This is a genomic window from Mesorhizobium sp. B2-4-1 (genome assembly GCF_006442185.1).
Classification (GTDB): domain Bacteria; phylum Pseudomonadota; class Alphaproteobacteria; order Rhizobiales; family Rhizobiaceae; genus Mesorhizobium.
The window spans coordinates 437,121-453,466 of sequence record NZ_VFVN01000005.1; the positions used below are offsets into that span (position 1 = coordinate 437,121).

Genomic DNA, 16,346 nt, shown 5'->3' on the forward strand with positions numbered 1-16,346 from the left:
TTGATTATGTCGCTTGTTTCGCCGCGCCGACGCGAAGCGTCGCGCCTTTCGTGCGATCACTCAATTGATATCTCGACATGGCAGCCGTCGCGTCTTTGCATGTGTCGGGCAGCGGCGATTGTTGCCGCGCAAAAGCCAAGCCGGCGAATGACCACGATGCAGGTAGGAAAATCGACGCCGGCGTGAAGCTTCACTCGACCGTGATTTCGATGACGCGCGGCAACCCCGTTGCCCGGGCGCGCTTCAGCGCGAGTGGTAAGGCGCCGGTATCGGCGATCCGTTCGGCGCCGATGCCATAGGCCTCGGCCAGTTTGCAGAAATCCGGCGGTGCCGGGGACACGCCGACGGGTTCCACGCCGACGTCGAGCATCGAAGTCTCGATCTCGCGATAGCCCCTGTTATTCCAGACGACGAAGATAACGGGTGCCGCGGCATCGAGCGCCGCGCCGAGCTCGGGTAAGGTGAACTGGAAGCCACCGTCGCCGGTGAGGCAGACGATCGGCGCGTCGGGCATGGCGAGCGCCGCGCCCACCGCCGCCGGCGGGCCGTAGCCCAGCGCGCCGAAGCCGGTGGCGGCGTTGAACCAGCCGCCCGGCCGGTCGTGATCGTAATAGAGGTTGGCCGCGTAGACGGGCTGGGTGGAGTCGCCGACGATGATCGCGCCCGGCAGGGCGTCGCGGATGGCTTCCACCGCATGGACCTGCGCCGCATGGACGGGGGTCAGTTCGGCGCGAGCCGCCTTTCGCGCCGCCGCGGCGCGGTTCTTCCCGTCCTGCCTGCCCGCGTCGACCGAGCCGAGCGCGGCAAGCAAGGCTTCGATCGCCTCGGCGCAGTCGGCCTGGATGGCCACCGTCGCCGGACGGCGCGCCAGCTGATCGGCGCCGATGTCGATGCGGATCAGATTGGCCGGCAGGACAAATCCGCCATCGCCATAGCCGTCATAATCGGTTGGGCCGAACTCGGTGCCGGCGGCAATGACCAGATCGGCCTCGCCCATCAGCGCGCGGACGGCTTTCAGGCTGGGACTGGCCGGTACGCAGAGCGGATGGCGGTGGAGCAGGCCGCGCGCATTGGTCGTCTCGACGACCGGCGCGCCCAGCCTTTCGGCCAGGCGCCGCAGCGCATCCTCGGCGCGCTTGGCGCCGCCGCCGGCCAGGATGAGCGGGTGCCGAGCCGCCGCACAAAGGCTGGCCGCTGCGGCGATGGCCGTCGCCCCGGCAGCCGGTGGCGCGGCGTTGCTCAGCACCGCCGCGATCCCATCGGCAGGCTTGACCATGACGTCGGTCGGAATCTCGATATGCACCGGGCCCGGCCGCGACGAGGAAAACAGCGCGAAGGCACGGGCGAGCGCGCCGGGCAGTTCGCCGGCCTCGGTGATGCGTTGCGAAAACAGCGCCACCTTTTCCATCATGCCGCGCTGGTCCGGCAGCTCGTGCAGGAAGCCCAGGCCCTTGCCAAGCGTCGGCGTGGCGTTGACGCCCGAGATTACCAGCATCGGCACCGAATCGGCGCGCGCCTGTGCCATGGCGGTGATGGTGTTGGTCAGACCCGGGCCGGTGATGACGAAGGCGACGCCCGGCCGGCCGCCGGCGCGCGCATAGCCGTCGGCCATGAAGCCCGCGCCCTGCTCGTGGCGCGGCGTGACATGGCGGATCCTCGAACGCGCCAACCCGCGATAAAGCTCGACCGTGTGGACGCCGGGAATACCGAACACGGTGTCGACGCCATGCGCCTCGAGCAGTGAAATCAACGCTTCGCCAATGGTGGTCATTAGTGTTCTCCCCTTTCCGGCTCGAGGCCGAGCTCGGCTTCGACAGCCTTGATCCCAATCGCCGCCAATTCGCCGGGCGAGAACATCTCGCCGGCCAGGCAGCCTTCGATCCAGAGTCCGTCGATGATCGCGTTGATCGCGATGGCATGGTGGCGCAACTGGCTTGCGTCCGGCTTGCACTGTTCGGCGGCGAGCACTTCGGCCACAACCGCCTCCACCTCGTTGCGAAAGCCGAGATAGCCTTCGCGGTGGGCACGGGCCAGGGTCGGATCCGCACCGGCGCGGCCGATGAAGGTTGCCCAGAGCGAAAAAACCCGCGCGTCGATGATCGGCGCGTTGAGGTTGGCGGTGACGAAAGCCGCAAGGCGTTGCCGCGGCGAGGCATCTTCCATGACCAATGCTGCTTTCGCCTGCTCGGTCATGCGGCCGACCAGTGCCGTATAGGCCTCCTGCAGCAATTCTTCCTTGCCGGGGAAATAGTGCCGGATCAGCCCGGCGGTAACGCCGGCCCGCAATGCGATGGTGCGCAAGGTGGCGCCCTGCAGCCCATGTTCGGCCACGCTGTCCAGAGTCGCCTCGATCAGATCCTGCCGCCGCCGCTCCTCGCCCTCGCGACGGAACTTGCGGCGGGATGGCGCATTCATTGGCGCAGGATCGGCCGCGTCAGGCATGTCGGCCCACCTTCGCAGGCGATGCAGAGCGCATCCGCCTCGAAGACTTCAACCATGCAGCCCGCGGCCTCCATCGCGGCCTTGGTCTTGGGAAAGCCTGCAACGGCAATGACCTTGAGCGGGCTAGTCGGCAGTACGTTAAGGCTGAGGCCGTTGGAAGCAGCGAACTCCTCGGCATCGCCTTCGACCAGCCGGATGCCGCGTGCCTTCAGCATTTGATAGAACGGGGCCGGCAAAAGCGGCGAATAAACCAGCGCGAGGTCGTCGGCCAACGGGCTGATCACCGACATCAGGTGCAGGCACGCCTCTTCGCCCTGCCACAGCGGCAGATCAAAGCCGTAGACGGAAACGCCCAGCGGCGTCAGCAGGTTGGAAACCTGCTGGATGCCTTCCTGGTTGGAGCGGACACCGCGCCCGATCGCCAGCGTGCGGGCGTCCACCCAGACACAATCACCGCCTTCGACCTGACCAGGAGCCTCGACGCGGCCGAGGATCGGAATGCCCAGCCTTGTGTAGGTTTCCTCATGCAGCGAGGGCTCCCTGGCGCGTAGTGGCTTACCCATGGACAGGATCAGCGCGCCGCGACCGGTCATCAGCGATGGGTCGTGCGTGAACACCGAATCCGAAAGTCCGTCGGCCTTGTCTTCGACCCATTCGATTTCAGCGCCGGAAGCCGCTACCAACTCAGCAAGGGCCGCGTGCTGCGAGGCAGCTTTCGCCGGATTGAACCCCGGGCCATAGTGCCAGGCAGATCTGTCGGCGTCGCGCATGGCGTTGGCCGCCGACCGCATCAGCACGCGCCGCAGCGTCGCCGCCATGGACTGTGATCCGAAAGCGCTCATCGGTGCCCTTTTTAGCTGAAAAAAATCGAGAAAATTTCATGAAAGGCTATTTATACACTTGCACAACAAGGCCGCAAGTGCCGTAATGAGCGGGATTGACGGGCTCGCGCAGTTGGGTCCATGCTGAAGTCTGGAGCGGGGCAGTACAGCGTATGTTGATTAGCCGGGTAGACGTTCGACGAGCTGCCAATGACTACACGGAGGTCACCTGTTGAGCACGGCGGGAGTTGCCGCAGCCCCATCCGGTGAGGCGCAAAATGGCGCCGCCGAAGCCATCCACGTCGAGAACCTGCACAAGAAATTCGGTGAGCTGCACGTGCTGAAGGGCGTCTCGCTGTCGGCGCGCGACGGCGAGGTCATCGCCATCATCGGCGGTTCGGGCTCAGGCAAATCGACGCTGTTGCGCTGCATCAACTGCCTGGAGAATCCGACCAGCGGCATCATTCGCGTCAATGGCGAGGAGATCAAGCTGAAGGCGGACAGCCACGGCCATACCGTGCCGGCCGACCGCAGGCAGATCGAACGCATCCGCTCCAAGCTCGGCATGGTGTTCCAGAATTTCAATCTGTGGAGCCACATGACGCTGATCGAGAACGTCATCGAGGTTCCCGTGCATGTGCTGGGCGTCAAGCGCGACGCGGCGATCGCCCAGGCCGAAAAACTGCTCGTCCGCGTCGGCCTCGCCGAAAAGCGGGATGTCTATCCGGCCTACCTGTCGGGCGGCCAGCAGCAGCGCGCCGCGATCGCTCGCGCATTGGCGATCAATCCGCGCGTCATGCTGTTCGACGAACCGACCTCGGCGCTCGACCCCGAACTGGTCGGCGAGGTGCTTAGAGTGATCGGCGATCTGGCGCGCGAAGGCCGGACCATGGTGCTGGTCACCCACGAGATGAAGTTCGCGCGCGAGGTCGCGACGCATGTCGTCTATCTCTACAATGGACTGGTCGAGGAGGAAGGCCCGCCGGAGCAGATCTTCGGCGCGCCCAGATCCGAAAGGCTCAAGCAATTCATTCGCAACATCGGCTAGCAAACCGAGGGCGGAAGAAAACCGGGAACCAACAACAAACTGGGAGTCGTGAAATGAAGACTGTTCTGAAGACGTTCGCCGCAGCGCTGCTGCTCGGCGTCGCCGCCATGGGCGTAGCCAAGGCCGATCCGGTCAAGATCGGCATCGCCGCCGAGCCGTATCCGCCGTTCACCTCGCCGGATGCTTCGGGCAAATGGGTCGGCTGGGAGATCGAGTTCATCGACGCCGTCTGCGCCGAGGAGAAGCTCGACTGCGTCATCACGCCCGTCGCCTGGGACGGCATCATCCCGGCGCTGACCAGCAAGAAGATCGACCTTATCGTCTCTTCGATGTCGATCACCGACGAACGCAAGAAGACGATCGACTTCTCGGATAAGTACTACAACACGCCGACGGCGATCATCGGACCGAAGGACCAGAAATTCGGCTCCGCGCCGGACGATCTCAAGGGCAAGATCCTGGGCGTCCAGGTATCGACCGTGCATGCCGTCTACGCCAAGAAGCATTTCGGCGCCACGGCATCCGAGATCAAGGAGTACCAGACGCAGGACGAGGCCAACAACGACCTTGCCGCCGGGCGCCTCGATGCGGTCCAGGCCGATTCCATCGCGCTTGGCGAGTTCCTCAAGACCGACCAGGGCAAAGCCTGCTGCGACCTGAAGGGCATGGTGGCTCCGGACGACGAAGTGCTCGGACCGGGCGTTGGCGCCGGCGTGCGCAAGGAAGACACCGAGCTGAAGGAAAAGATCAACGCCGGCATCAAGGCGATCCGCGCCAATGGCAAGTATGACGAGATCTCGAAGAAATACTTCGATTTCGACATATATGGTGGCAGCGGCGCGCAGTCGAACTGACGTGGCGATGCCACGCAGTCGAACTGACGTGGCGATGCCATGCAGCCGGACTGACGCGGCGGTGCCACGCAGTCGGACTGACGACCATCGCATGGGCTGGAAGACAAGGCACTGACGCCAAGTCCTCCAACCCGACCTTTCCCACGCACCCTTGCCGCCGGCGGCTTGCGCCGGCGGATTGAGCCAGCAATCCGGGGGCGAAGCTGATCGATTCATTTCTTCCGGCCTCTGCGGCCGGCATCATCGAACTCCTGTCGCCCGCGCCCGTCGGCTGGGGCGGGACGCTCATGCTTGGGCTGCTGCATTCGCTTGAGATCGCCGTCGGCGCCACGATCGTCGGACTGTTGATCGGAACCGGCGGTGCCTATGGCAAGCTTTATGGCGGCCCCGTGGTGCGCGACCTGCTGGCGGTCTACACGACCATCGTGCGCGCGGTACCGGAACTGGTGCTGATCCTGCTCCTCTACTACGCCGGTACCGACCTGATAAACCAGATGCTGACCGCCATGGGCTATCAGCGGGTCGACATCAGCGGGCTGGTGGCCGGCATCGCGGTGCTCGGTTTCGTCCAGGGCGCCTACTCGACCGAGGTCATACGCGGCGCCATCCTTGCCGTCCCGCAAGGCCAGATCGAAGCCGCCCGCGCTTACGGCATGTCTCCCGGCCTTCTCTTGCGGCGCATCACGTTGCCGGCAATGCTGCCCTTCGCCATTCCGGGTCTCGCCAATCTCTGGCTGATCGCCACCAAGGATACGGCGCTGCTGGCCGTGGTCGGTTTCTTCGAACTGACGTTGGCGACGCGGCAGGCGGCGGGCGTCACCAAGGCCTACCTGATATTCTATCTCGCGGCCGGCATGCTCTATCTGGCCGTGACGCTGTTTTCGAACCTCGTCCTTGGTCGCGTCGAGAAATGGGCGCGGCGCGGCATGCCGTCGATCAAGGAGGCGCGCTGATGGCGAGCGAAGCGGCCATCATCAACAGCGCGGCTCGCGCCTCGCTCTGGCTGCAGCCGCATCGTATCGTGCTGATCCTGATTGCGCTCGGGCTGGTGCTGTCCGCGGCCTTCTTCATGCGCTGGGACTGGCTGCCGCAATATTACGGCCTGGCCCTGCTCGGCATCTGGCGCGCGCTGTGGATCCTGGCCGTTACCTGCCTGTTGGGCTTCCTGATCGCGGTGCCGGTCGGATTGGCACAGGCTGGCGGCCCGATCTGGTTCGCGGCGCCGGCGAAGGTCTTCTGCACCGTCATCAGGGGAACGCCGCTGCTGTTACAGCTGTGGCTGCTCTACTACGGGCTGGGTTCGTTGTTTCCGCAATATCCGTGGATCCGCGAATCCTGGATGTGGCCCTATCTCAGGCAGGCATGGCCTTATGCCGTCCTGGCGCTGACGCTCTCATTCGCGGGCTACGAGGGCGAAGTGATGCGCGGCGCCTTTGCCGGCGTGCCGAAGGGGCAGCTCGAAGCCGCACGTGCGTTCGGCATGAGCCGCTGGAAGATCTTCCGGCGTATCTGGCTGCCGCAGGCCTTCTACCGGGCGCTGCCGACGCTGACGGGGGAAACCGTGCTGCAGCTGAAATCGACGCCGCTGGTGGCGACCATCAGCGTCATCGACATCTTCGCCGTTTCGTCGAAGGTCAGACAGGACACTTACCTCACCTATGAGCCCTTGCTGCTGCTTGCCTTGATCTATATGGCGATCACCGGCATTCTGGTCTTCGCCTTCGGCAGGATCGAGGCGCGGATTCCGAACAAGATCGGCTAGGGACCTAGTGAGTAGGGATTGGTGAGTAGGAAGTGGCTAGCCGCCACCACCCATTGCTGACTACTCACTACTCACCACTCACCACTCACTAAAGGCAGTCGCCATGCAACTCAGTCTCGAACAGGCAACCGGGCTGTGCCGCATGGCGGCGCTGGGTGCGGGCGCCAACGAGGAAGCGGCGCAATCGCTCACCGCCTCGATCATATCGGCCGAGGCAGAAGGACTCTCGACCGTCGGATTGTCGCATTTCATCGACTATCTCGAAGCGCTGGAGGCCGGCCGCATCGACGGCAATGCCGAGCCGGTGATCACCCGGCCGGCGCTCGCAGTCTATCTTTCCGATGCGCAAGGCGGGCTGGCGCATACCGGCTTCGACCGCACGCTCGACGAGCTCGCCAAGGCGGCAAGACTGTTCGGCGTCGCCATCTTTTCGCAGAAGAATGCCTATACATGCGGCGCCCTCGGCTACTTTACCGGAAGGCTGGCAGCGCAGGGGCTGGTCTCCTTCGCCGCCACCAACGGTCCCGCCGTGCTTGCCGGTTCGGGCTCGGTCAAGCCGGTCTATTGCACCAACCCGATGTCCTTCGCCGCACCCGCCGCCGACGGCCCGCCGCTGGTCATCGACCAGTCGTCGAGCGCCACCGCCTTCGTCAATATCCGCAAGGCGGCCGAGGACGGCAAGAAGATCCCCGAAGGCTGGGCGCTCGATGCCAGCGGCAATCCCACTACAGATCCGGCCGCAGCCATGAAGGGGGCCATGCTCGCCTTCGGTGGCCAGCGCGGCGCCAACATCGCGCTGATGGTCGAGGTGCTGGCGGCGGGTCTGTCGGGGGCAAACTGGTCGCTCGATGCGCCCTGGTTCACCGGCGGCCCGGACAATCCCGGCACCGGCCTGTTCGTGCTGGCCGTCGAGCCCAAGCTGCTCGATCCGGATTTCGAGCAGCGGATGAAGGATCAGCTCGACCGGCTGCGCCGGCGCTACGGCGTGCACATACCGGGCCGCTCCCGGGCCGAGGCGGCGGAGAAGGCCGCGGCACGGGGCATCAAGGTCTCCAAGGCCGTGGTGCAGCGCATTTCCGAATTCGCCGAGCGCTATTCGGCCTGAAATAAATTCTTCTTTTCAGCTCATCAGCTGCCGGCGCCTGCCCGCGGCATGGCCATGCGTGTTTTTTTCGCGCGCGGTCTGAACCTTTTCGAGCGTCGGGGCGACCAATGCCTGTCCAGGGCAGGATGAGCTTGCCCGATTCAGACCGGGGGAACAGCAAGTCACATCGAAACCTGCTCCACGCCAAGGCATGCCCTTCGCGTCCCGGAAAGCCCAACCTCAATGAAAGGATACCACCATGACCAGCACCAAGACAACCATTCTGACCGCAGTCCTTCTCCTCGGCTCGTTCATGGACGCGACCCAGGCGGCCAACCTGAAGGCCGCGCCGGTCAAGCCGTCCAGTCCAGGCGTCATTGCCGCGCCGGGCGGCGGCGCTACCGAGGACCACTATTGCAAGAACGGTCACGCGAAATTCGCCAGTTGCAGCACCGATTTCATCGCGGCCTGCAAGAAGGTCGGTGGCACCATGTCGGATGTCCAGGGCTGGGGTGGGCGTACTTGCTTCACGCCCTCCTGATACCGTCTCAGGTCAGGCCGCTCCGTCGGCCCCTGGCTTCGCATGGATGTCATCCGGAAAACCCCGCCTCGGCGGGGTTTTCTGCGTCAGGCAAGGCGTTCTGAAGCGCATTTGTCCTGATGCAATTCCCAAGCTGTTTTTCTTGGGAAAGCCGCTTCACAGCGACGACGCGTCACCCTTTGCGTTTGACGCGAAACGGATTATGAAACGGCTTCAGCCAAGCTTTCGAGCGCCGGAGCCAGCCATGACCGAAATCCTGCAGACCCCCAAGCTCGTCGTCATTTTCGGCGGGTCGGGCTTTGTCGGCCGCCACGTGGTGCGGGCCTTGGCCAAGCGCGGCTATCGCATCAGGGTCGCCTGCCGCCGGCCCGATCTCGCCGGCCATTTGCAGCCGCTCGGCAATGTCGGCCAGATCCAGCCCGTGCAGGCCAATGTGCGCGTGCGCTGGTCGGTCGACCGCGCCGTGCAGGGCGCCGATCATGTCGTCAACCTGGTTGCCGTGCTGCATGAGAGCGGGCGGCAGAAATTCACGGCCGTGCACGAATTCGGCGCTCGCGCGGTGGCCGAAGCGGCACGCGCAGCGGGCGCCGGCCTGACCCATATTTCGGCCCTGGGCGCCGACCTGGAAGCCGCATCCAACTATGCACGCACCAAGGCGCTTGGTGAAAAGGCCGTTCTGGAGACGATCAAGGACGCCGTGATCCTGCGGCCGTCGATCAATTTCGGACCGGAAGATAGTTTCTTCAACCGCTTCGCCAACATGGCGCGTTATTCGCCGGCACTGCCGCTGATCGGCGGCGGCCACACCAAGTTCCAGCTGGTCTATGTCGGCGACGTCGCCGAAGCGGTGGCGCGCTCGGTCGATGGCAAGGTCAAGGGCGGTCAGATCTACGAGCTTGGCGGCCCGCAGGTGCTTACTTTCAAGGAAAGCATGCAGGAAATGCTCGCGGTGATCGAGCGCAAGCGCCTGCTGGTTCCGGTGCCGTGGTGGGTGGCGAACCTGCAAGCGTCGATCCTGGGCCTCTTGCCCAACCCGCTGCTGACCAAGGACCAGGTGCTGCAACTGCGTGAGCACAATGTCGTGTCGGAGGAGGCCGCCAGGGCCAACCGCACGCTTGCCGGCCTCGGCATCCAGCCGCATGCGCTCGGGACGATCCTGCCAAGCTATCTCTGGCGTTTTCGCGCGGCCGGCCAGTTCCAGCGCAAACCGGCGGTCTGAACATAGGCCGACGACGGGCGATTACAGGCGCGAGGTGATCCGCATGGGCAGCCCGCCTTGCGGCTGGGTGGTCAGCTTCTGGACCGGCCACGGCTTGGTTTGCGCGATGGAATCGAAGCGGAAACGCGACAGCAGGACGGCGAGCGCGATGATCGCTTCCTGCATGGCGAAGCTGGCGCCGATGCAGACGCGCGGCCCGGCGCCGAACGGCAGATACTGAAAGCGGTCGATCTTTTCGCGGTTTCCCGGATGGAACCGCTGCGGCATGAACGCGTCCGGCCTGTCCCACAGCTTCCTGTGACGGTGGACGACCCAAGGCATGACCAGCACGGCCGCGCGCCTCGGGATGTGGAGATCCCTCCAGTTCTCCGGCTCGATCGGCTCGCGGTTGATCGACGGCGCCGGCGGATAAAGCCTGAGCGCCTCGTCGAAGGCGGCGCGGGTGAGCGGCATGGCGTCCAGCCATCTGGTCGGATCGGGCTCGCGCGCCAGCACGGCATCGATCTCGCGCTCGATCTTTTCCCGCTCCCATGGGGCCTCGGCCAGGCAATAGAGCGTCCAGCCCAAGGCTCGCGCCGTGGTCTCATGGCCGGCACCGATGAAGGTGATGATGTTGTCCTCGACTTCCGAGCGTGTCAGCCCGTCCGGCCCCTCGGCCTTGAGCAGGAGGGTCAGGAAATCCTGCGGCACGGCATCGGCATCGCGCCTGAGTTTCTGTTCGCGTATCTTGACCGTATTGCTGACGATCTTGCGGAAATAGGCCATGGTCTTGCGGCCGCGGATGCGGGTAAGCCGCGGCAGCCATTCGGGCGCGCGCAGCAGGTCTAGCGGATCGACGCGGCCCATGGTCTCGAACAGCCGGTCGATCTCCTTGGCGAAACTGCCCGGCTCCCCCGCGATTTCCCCGGAGAACAGCGTCTCGGCCAGGATGTCGTAGGTCAGCAGCGTCATGTCGTGGGCAATGTCGGAGATGCCGCCATCCTCGTAGCGGGAGGCGAATTCAAGCGTGCGCTTGAGCATCGGTCCCGCGAAACCAAAGATGTGACGCGGCGTGAACACCGGCGCCATCGCCTTGCGCGAACGCTTCCAGACCTCGCCTTCGGCGGTCAGCAAGCCATCGCGCAGGATCGGCCGCAGAATCAGCTGGCGCACCGTCGCCATCTTGTAGTTCCTGGCATTGTCGACCAGGACGTGGCGAATGAGGCCCGGGTCATTGGCGATGACCAGCGGCCCGCCGACGCCGTTCACCGAGATCCAGGGCTCGTTGTAGGTCGGCTCGCCCCACAGCTCGAGCGGGTTGCGGTAGACGATGCGCATCATCTCCAGCGTCGAGGGCGGCGATGTGCGCGGCCTCGGCGCCGGCGGAACGAAGGGGGCGGGCTGGGTGTCCATGGCTGCTCCGCTGGCAAGCGCGTCGCTAGTCCTTGCCTCCGTTCAATGTAGTGACTGACGCACGGCGCGTCCATGTGGCCGGGCGGTAAAAGCCCGTGCCCCCGAAGGGACGGAGCGATGCTCCCATCATCTGATTGTGACCGCTCGCCAAACGGCGCGGTCTTGTCCATGACGGCGCTCTGCCGTAGGTCACAGTCACCAACAGATACCGTCAATCGAAGGAGCCCGCCTTGAAGCACCAGTTGAACATCATCATCGGCAGCACCCGCCCGGGCCGGGCCGGGCCGGTTTTCGCTCACTGGCTGGAGCGGTTCGCGCGCGAGCACGGCAAATTCGAACCGGTGCTGACCGACATCGCCGCCTTCGATCTGCCGGTGCTGGACGAGCCGCACCATCCCAGGCTCGGCAACTACCTGAACGATCATACCAAGGCCTGGTCGAAGGCCGTCGATGCCGCCGACGCTTTCGTCTTCGTGGCACCGGAATATAATTACTTCGTCGCACCGGCCATCGTGAACGCGATCGACTATCTCTCGCGCGAATGGAAATACAAGCCCGCCGCCATCTTCAGCTATGGCGGCGTTTCCGGTGGCCTGCGCGCGGCACAGGCGCTCAAGCCGCTGCTGACCTCCGTCGGCGTCATGCCGGTTCCGGAAGGCATCGCGCTGCCGCTGTATCAGAAGCTGCTGGGAACCGATGGCTCCTTCGAAGCGAGCGAGCAGGTGCAGGGCGGGGCAAGAACCATGCTGGAGGAACTGCTGCGCTGGAGCGAGGCGCTGAAGCCGATGCGCGCCGGCTGATGCAAGCCGGCTCGCACGCGCCGTAAACAGCCGGAATGTCGGCAAACGACCGAACCGTGGGCGGTTCGGCCTGCGTTTGCCATGCGCTTTGCTGCCGGTGCTTTTTGATCGCGCTCATCGCGGCGGCGGAAGGCACTTGCGCAAGCTCTGGCGGCTGGCGACCCTGCCAATGCCGAGCGGGCAGAAGGGGCAGCCGGCGCCAAGATAGAAGTTCACGATCAAAATTCCTGCGCGACCGGCTGGCTAAGGACAAAGCCTCTCGCCAATAGCTGGCCAACGGTGCGCTTTTCCGCCCGGAAATGCCTGCAAACCTTGGAAAAACCACCTTTAACGCCTATATCTAGGCCATATTGAAAGCGCGATTCGGGGGCGATTTTTCGCGCTCCACCAGCCGCCTCTAGACAACAGGTTTTCATGAGCGACCAGACTGAGAACGCCAACGGCGCCGAAGCCGAATACGGCGCAGATTCCATCAAGGTTTTGAAGGGCTTGGATGCCGTCCGCAAACGGCCCGGCATGTATATCGGCGACACCGATGACGGTTCGGGCCTGCATCACATGGTCTATGAGGTCGTCGACAACGCCATCGACGAGGCACTGGCCGGTCATGCCGATCTCGTCACGGTGACGCTCAATCCCGACGGTTCGGTCACCGTCATCGACAATGGGCGCGGCATTCCCACCGATATCCATCCCAGCGAAGGCATTTCGGCAGCCGAAGTGATCATGACGCAGCTGCATGCCGGCGGCAAGTTCGACCAGAACTCCTACAAAGTGTCCGGCGGCCTGCACGGCGTCGGCGTCTCTGTGGTCAACGCCCTGTCGGCCTGGCTGAGGCTCAAGATCCGCCGCAATGGCAAGATCTTCGAGATGAGCTTCACACACGGCAATGCCGACGCGCCGCTGAGCGTCACCGGCAGCTACGAACAGGACAAGCAGCCCGGCACCTATGAAGGCCGCAGCGGCAGCGAGATCACCTTCTTTCCGTCGTCCGAGACCTTCACGATGGTCGAATTCGATTTCGGCACGCTGGAGCATCGGCTGCGCGAGCTTGCGTTCCTGAATTCGGGCGTGCGCATCGTGCTGACCGACGCCCGCCACGCCGACGTCGTGCGGCATGAGCTGCACTATGATGGCGGCCTGGAGGAATTCGTCAAATATCTCGACCGGGTCAAGAAACCGCTGATCGACAAACCAATCGCCATCAGGGCCGAGCGCGACGGCATCACCGTCGAAGTGGCCATGTGGTGGAACGACAGCTACCACGAGAATGTGCTGGCCTTCACCAACAACATCCCGCAGCGCGACGGCGGCACCCATCTCGCCGGTTTTCGCGGCGCCCTGACGCGTCAGATCACCGGATATGGCGATTCCTCGGGCCTGACCAAGAAGGAAAAGGTCTCGCTGATCGGCGACGATTGCCGCGAGGGGCTGACGGCAGTGCTGTCGGTCAAGGTTCCCGACCCGAAATTCTCCTCGCAGACCAAGGACAAGCTGGTCTCCTCGGAAGTCCGGCCCGTGGTCGAAGGGCTGGTCAACGAGGCGCTCGGCACCTGGCTCGAAGAACATCCGAGCGAAGGCAAGGTCGTGGTCGAGAAGGTGATCCAGGCCGCGGCGGCGCGCGAGGCCGCGCGCAAGGCGCGCGACATCACCCGCAAGACCTCGCTGGGCGTCACCTCGCTGCCCGGCAAGCTTGCCGACTGTCAGGAACGCGATCCGGCGAAGTCCGAGATCTTCATCGTCGAGGGCGACTCGGCCGGCGGCTCCGCCAAGGGCGGCCGCTCGCGCCAGAACCAGGCCATCCTGCCGCTGCGCGGCAAGATCCTCAATGTCGAGCGCGCCCGCTTCGACCGCATGCTCAGTTCCGACATGATCGGCACGCTGATCACCGCGCTCGGCACGTCGATCGGCAAGGACGAATTCAACGCCGACAAGCTGCGCTACCACAAGATCATCCTGATGACCGACGCCGATGTCGACGGCGCGCATATCAGGACGTTGCTGCTCACCTTCTTCTTCCGGCAAATGCCGGAATTGATCGAACGCGGCCATCTCTATATCGCCCAGCCGCCGCTTTATAAGGTGACGCGCGGCAAGAGCTCGCAATACATCAAGAACGAAAGCGCGTTCGAGGAATTCCTGATCGGCTCGGGACTGGAAGAAGCCTCGCTCACGCTCGGCTCCGGCGAGGTTCGCGCCGGACAGGACCTGCGGGCGGCGATCGACGATGCGCTCGCGGTGCGCCAGCTGATCAACGGCCTGCACACGCGCTACAACAGAGGCGTCGTGGAGCAGGCGGCGATCGCCGGCGGGCTCAATGCCGACGTCGTCGCCGATCTTGGCCGCGCCAATGCGATGGCGGAGCGGATCGCGCAACGTCTCGACATCATTGCCGAGGACACCGAGCGCGGCTGGACCGGCCGGATGTCGACTTCGAATGAGGGTATCGGCGGTTATGTGTTCGAACGCACGGTGCGCAGCGTCAAGGAATACGCCCATCTCGATATGGCGTTGATCAATTCAGCCGATGCGCGACAGCTCGACCGCTACGCGCAGCGGCTCAGCGACGTCTATGGAGCGCCGCCCGTGCTGCGCCGCAAGGATGTCTCGGAACCCATCTCGGGACCGTTGGCACTGCTCAACGCGGTGTTCGCGACCGGCCGCAAGGGCCTGACCATGCAGCGCTACAAGGGCCTGGGCGAGATGAACGCCGAGCAGCTTTGGGAAACCACGCTCGATCCGAACGTGCGTTCGCTGCTGCAGGTCAAGGTAAACGACGCCACCGACGCCGACAGCCTGTTCTCGCGGCTGATGGGCGACGAGGTCGAGCCGCGGCGCGAGTTCATCCAGGACAACGCGCTGTCGGTGGCCAATCTGGACATTTAATCCGGAGTCATCCCGGGACCATTGGCGCGCGTCGGTCGCGCCAGTGTTTCCGTTGCGAGATTCATTCGAACCGCCGGAACGGAAGCTTCTTTCCAGCATTGTGACAGTATCGATCACAATTCCTGGCGAAGGAGGCTCCCATGGGACGCGGCATCTTGCTCTGGTTACTCGGGGTTCCAATCCCGATCATCCTTCTCATCATGCTTTTCGCGCGATAGGGGGCTGTCATGCAGTCCACCCTGTCGATCACGGATGATCCCGGCGCGGTGGAATCGTCCGCCACCGCTATCAGCTGGGGTCCGATCATCGCCGGTGCCTTCGCCGCCTCGACATTGACCTTCATCCTGATGCTGCTCGGCTCCGGCCTGGGGTTGAGCATGGTCTCGCCATGGTCGGGCTCAAGCGCCTCTATCACCAGCTTCGCGGTTTCGACCGCGGTCTGGCTGATCGTCGTGCAATGGCTGTCATCCGGCCTCGGTGGCTATCTTGCCGGCCGGCTGCGCACCAAATGGGTGGGCGTGCATACCGACGAGGTTTATTTCCGGGATACGGCTCATGGCTTCCTGGCATGGGCGCTGGCGACGCTGCTGGTCGTCGGCGTACTCGGCTCGGCGCTGTCGGCGGCTGTGGGTTCCGGCGTCCAGGCTGTATCCAGCGTGGCCGCCGGCGCCGCCCAGGGCGCTTCGGCCGGTGCATCGGCCAATGCAGGCGGGGCATCGACGGACAATGCCACATCCTATCTGGTGGACTCGTTGTTCAGGCCGGCGGACGCGGCGAGACTGGCGGCAGCCAATCCGCAAAACGACGCGGCGGCGGCGGCGCAGGCATCGCGCATCCTGGTCGCCAGCGCTGCGGCTGGCGAGGTTTCGCCCGAGGACAAGACATACCTGTCGCAGCTGGTCGCGGCACGCACCGGCCTGTCGGAAGCAGACGCCAAGACGCGTGTCGATACGCTGCTGGCAAAGGCGCAGGACGCCAAGGCCAAGGCCCAGCAGGCGGCCGATACCGCCAGGAAGGCGAGCGCCACATTTGCGCTTCTCGGCGCCCTGTCGCTGGTCATCGGCGCCTTCATCGCCAGCGCCGCGGCCGCCCTCGGCGGGAGGCAGCGCGACGACGAGGAGGCTGTGTTCCTGACCAGCCGTTGAACATCGTTTCAAGCCCGAAACTGAAGAAGCCCGGCGAGCCGGGCTTCTTCATGCGGACGATGTGACCGGGTCAGTGATCCATGGCCTTGACGATTTCCTCGGTCATCTTCTTGGCGTCGCCGAGCAGCATCATGGTGCCGTCCTTGTAGAACAGCGTGTTGTCGATGCCGGCATAGCCGGAGCCGAGCGAGCGCTTGACGAACAGGCAGGTGCGCGCCTTGTCGACGTCGAGGATCGGCATACCGTAAATAGGTGAGGACTTGTCATCCCGCGCGGACGGGTTGGTGACGTCGTTGGCGCCGATGACATAGGCGACGTCGGCCTGCGCGAATTCGGAATTGATGTCCTCGAG

At 64.5% G+C, this 16,346-nt stretch carries 15 protein-coding genes; 10 read left to right on the forward strand and 5 right to left on the reverse strand.

Going from position 1 to position 16,346, the window contains the following annotated elements:
- Nucleotides 1-190 precede the first annotated feature (190 nt).
- From FJ949_RS16370 to FJ949_RS16380, 3 genes are read right to left on the reverse strand one after another with little or no spacing between them, the layout of a single operon-like run.
- Nucleotides 191-1,771, reverse strand: coding sequence for a 5-guanidino-2-oxopentanoate decarboxylase (locus FJ949_RS16370; protein WP_140497250.1), 1,581 nt, complete (start codon nucleotides 1,769-1,771; stop codon nucleotides 191-193).
- Nucleotides 1,771-2,442 (reverse strand): TetR family transcriptional regulator C-terminal domain-containing protein, encoded by a 672-nt coding sequence (locus FJ949_RS16375; RefSeq protein ID WP_140497252.1) that lies wholly within the window; start codon nucleotides 2,440-2,442, stop codon nucleotides 1,771-1,773. The genes FJ949_RS16370 and FJ949_RS16375 overlap by 1 nt, the downstream gene beginning before the upstream one ends.
- Nucleotides 2,412-3,284 (reverse strand): dimethylarginine dimethylaminohydrolase family protein, encoded by an 873-nt coding sequence (locus FJ949_RS16380; RefSeq protein WP_140497254.1) that lies wholly within the window; start codon nucleotides 3,282-3,284, stop codon nucleotides 2,412-2,414. Before FJ949_RS16380 ends, FJ949_RS16375 begins: the two co-directional genes overlap by 31 nt.
- 211 nt (nucleotides 3,285-3,495) lie before the next feature.
- On the opposite strand from FJ949_RS16380, the gene FJ949_RS16385 reads away from it, so the two are divergent.
- The 7 genes from FJ949_RS16385 (at nucleotide 3,496) to FJ949_RS16415 (ending at nucleotide 9,771) form a co-directional block, all read left to right on the forward strand.
- Complete coding sequence (locus FJ949_RS16385) at nucleotides 3,496-4,311, forward strand: ABC transporter ATP-binding protein (protein WP_140497256.1); 816 nt, start codon at nucleotides 3,496-3,498, stop codon at nucleotides 4,309-4,311.
- Between the two features lie 53 nt (nucleotides 4,312-4,364).
- Nucleotides 4,365-5,165, forward strand: a complete 801-nt coding sequence (locus FJ949_RS16390; RefSeq protein WP_140497258.1) for a transporter substrate-binding domain-containing protein — start codon at nucleotides 4,365-4,367, stop codon at nucleotides 5,163-5,165.
- Nucleotides 5,166-5,452: 287 nt separating this feature from the next.
- A complete protein-coding gene (locus FJ949_RS16395) occupies nucleotides 5,453-6,118 on the forward strand; it encodes an ABC transporter permease (protein WP_140497260.1) in 666 nt (221 codons plus the stop codon).
- Nucleotides 6,118-6,927, forward strand: coding sequence for an ABC transporter permease (locus FJ949_RS16400; protein ID WP_140497262.1), 810 nt, complete (start codon nucleotides 6,118-6,120; stop codon nucleotides 6,925-6,927). The genes FJ949_RS16395 and FJ949_RS16400 overlap by 1 nt, the downstream gene beginning before the upstream one ends.
- A gap of 103 nt (nucleotides 6,928-7,030) precedes the next feature.
- A complete protein-coding gene (locus tag FJ949_RS16405; RefSeq protein WP_140497264.1) occupies nucleotides 7,031-8,032 on the forward strand; it encodes an Ldh family oxidoreductase in 1,002 nt (333 codons plus the stop codon).
- 238 nt (nucleotides 8,033-8,270) lie between these two features.
- Nucleotides 8,271-8,552: a hypothetical protein gene (locus tag FJ949_RS16410; protein ID WP_140497266.1), complete on the forward strand. Its 282-nt coding sequence runs from the start codon at nucleotides 8,271-8,273 to the stop codon at nucleotides 8,550-8,552.
- A 244-nt stretch (nucleotides 8,553-8,796) separates the two neighbouring features.
- Nucleotides 8,797-9,771: a complex I NDUFA9 subunit family protein gene (locus FJ949_RS16415; RefSeq protein WP_140497268.1), complete on the forward strand. Its 975-nt coding sequence runs from the start codon at nucleotides 8,797-8,799 to the stop codon at nucleotides 9,769-9,771.
- Between the two features lie 21 nt (nucleotides 9,772-9,792).
- On the opposite strand, the gene FJ949_RS16420 is transcribed toward FJ949_RS16415, so the two are convergent.
- Nucleotides 9,793-11,163, reverse strand: a complete 1,371-nt coding sequence (locus FJ949_RS16420) for a cytochrome P450 (protein ID WP_140497270.1) — start codon at nucleotides 11,161-11,163, stop codon at nucleotides 9,793-9,795.
- Between the two features lie 230 nt (nucleotides 11,164-11,393).
- Between FJ949_RS16420 and FJ949_RS16425 the strand changes: the two genes are divergently transcribed.
- From FJ949_RS16425 to FJ949_RS16435, 3 genes are all read left to right on the forward strand, one after another.
- A complete protein-coding gene (locus FJ949_RS16425; RefSeq protein ID WP_140497272.1) occupies nucleotides 11,394-11,963 on the forward strand; it encodes an NADPH-dependent FMN reductase in 570 nt (189 codons plus the stop codon).
- A 414-nt stretch (nucleotides 11,964-12,377) separates the two neighbouring features.
- Nucleotides 12,378-14,849, forward strand: coding sequence for a DNA topoisomerase (ATP-hydrolyzing) subunit B (gyrB, locus tag FJ949_RS16430; protein ID WP_140497274.1), 2,472 nt, complete (start codon nucleotides 12,378-12,380; stop codon nucleotides 14,847-14,849).
- A gap of 227 nt (nucleotides 14,850-15,076) precedes the next feature.
- Nucleotides 15,077-15,994, forward strand: coding sequence for a hypothetical protein (locus FJ949_RS16435; RefSeq protein WP_140497276.1), 918 nt, complete (start codon nucleotides 15,077-15,079; stop codon nucleotides 15,992-15,994).
- A gap of 70 nt (nucleotides 15,995-16,064) precedes the next feature.
- Here the strand turns inward: FJ949_RS16435 and FJ949_RS16440 are convergent.
- On the reverse strand, nucleotides 16,065-16,346 hold a 282-nt coding region (locus FJ949_RS16440), incomplete at its 5' end, for an NAD(P)(+) transhydrogenase (Re/Si-specific) subunit beta (protein WP_140497278.1).

Bases quoted from the DNA above. Each gene is read 5' to 3' on its own strand.
- FJ949_RS16380 (WP_140497254.1), bottom strand. From the start codon at position 3,284: ATGAGCGCTTTCGGATCACAGTCCATGGCGGCGACGCTGCGGCGCGTG.
- FJ949_RS16390 (WP_140497258.1), top strand. From the start codon at position 4,365: ATGAAGACTGTTCTGAAGACGTTCGCCGCAGCGCTGCTGCTCGGCGTC.
- FJ949_RS16375 (WP_140497252.1), bottom strand. From the start codon at position 2,442: ATGCCTGACGCGGCCGATCCTGCGCCAATGAATGCGCCATCCCGCCGC.
- gyrB (WP_140497274.1), top strand. From the start codon at position 12,378: ATGAGCGACCAGACTGAGAACGCCAACGGCGCCGAAGCCGAATACGGC.
- FJ949_RS16370 (WP_140497250.1), bottom strand. From the start codon at position 1,771: ATGACCACCATTGGCGAAGCGTTGATTTCACTGCTCGAGGCGCATGGC.
- FJ949_RS16415 (WP_140497268.1), top strand. From the start codon at position 8,797: ATGACCGAAATCCTGCAGACCCCCAAGCTCGTCGTCATTTTCGGCGGG.
- FJ949_RS16400 (WP_140497262.1), top strand. From the start codon at position 6,118: ATGGCGAGCGAAGCGGCCATCATCAACAGCGCGGCTCGCGCCTCGCTC.
- FJ949_RS16395 (WP_140497260.1), top strand. From the start codon at position 5,453: ATGCTTGGGCTGCTGCATTCGCTTGAGATCGCCGTCGGCGCCACGATC.
- FJ949_RS16405 (WP_140497264.1), top strand. From the start codon at position 7,031: ATGCAACTCAGTCTCGAACAGGCAACCGGGCTGTGCCGCATGGCGGCG.
- FJ949_RS16435 (WP_140497276.1), top strand. From the start codon at position 15,077: ATGCAGTCCACCCTGTCGATCACGGATGATCCCGGCGCGGTGGAATCG.
- FJ949_RS16420 (WP_140497270.1), bottom strand. From the start codon at position 11,163: ATGGACACCCAGCCCGCCCCCTTCGTTCCGCCGGCGCCGAGGCCGCGC.
- FJ949_RS16410 (WP_140497266.1), top strand. From the start codon at position 8,271: ATGACCAGCACCAAGACAACCATTCTGACCGCAGTCCTTCTCCTCGGC.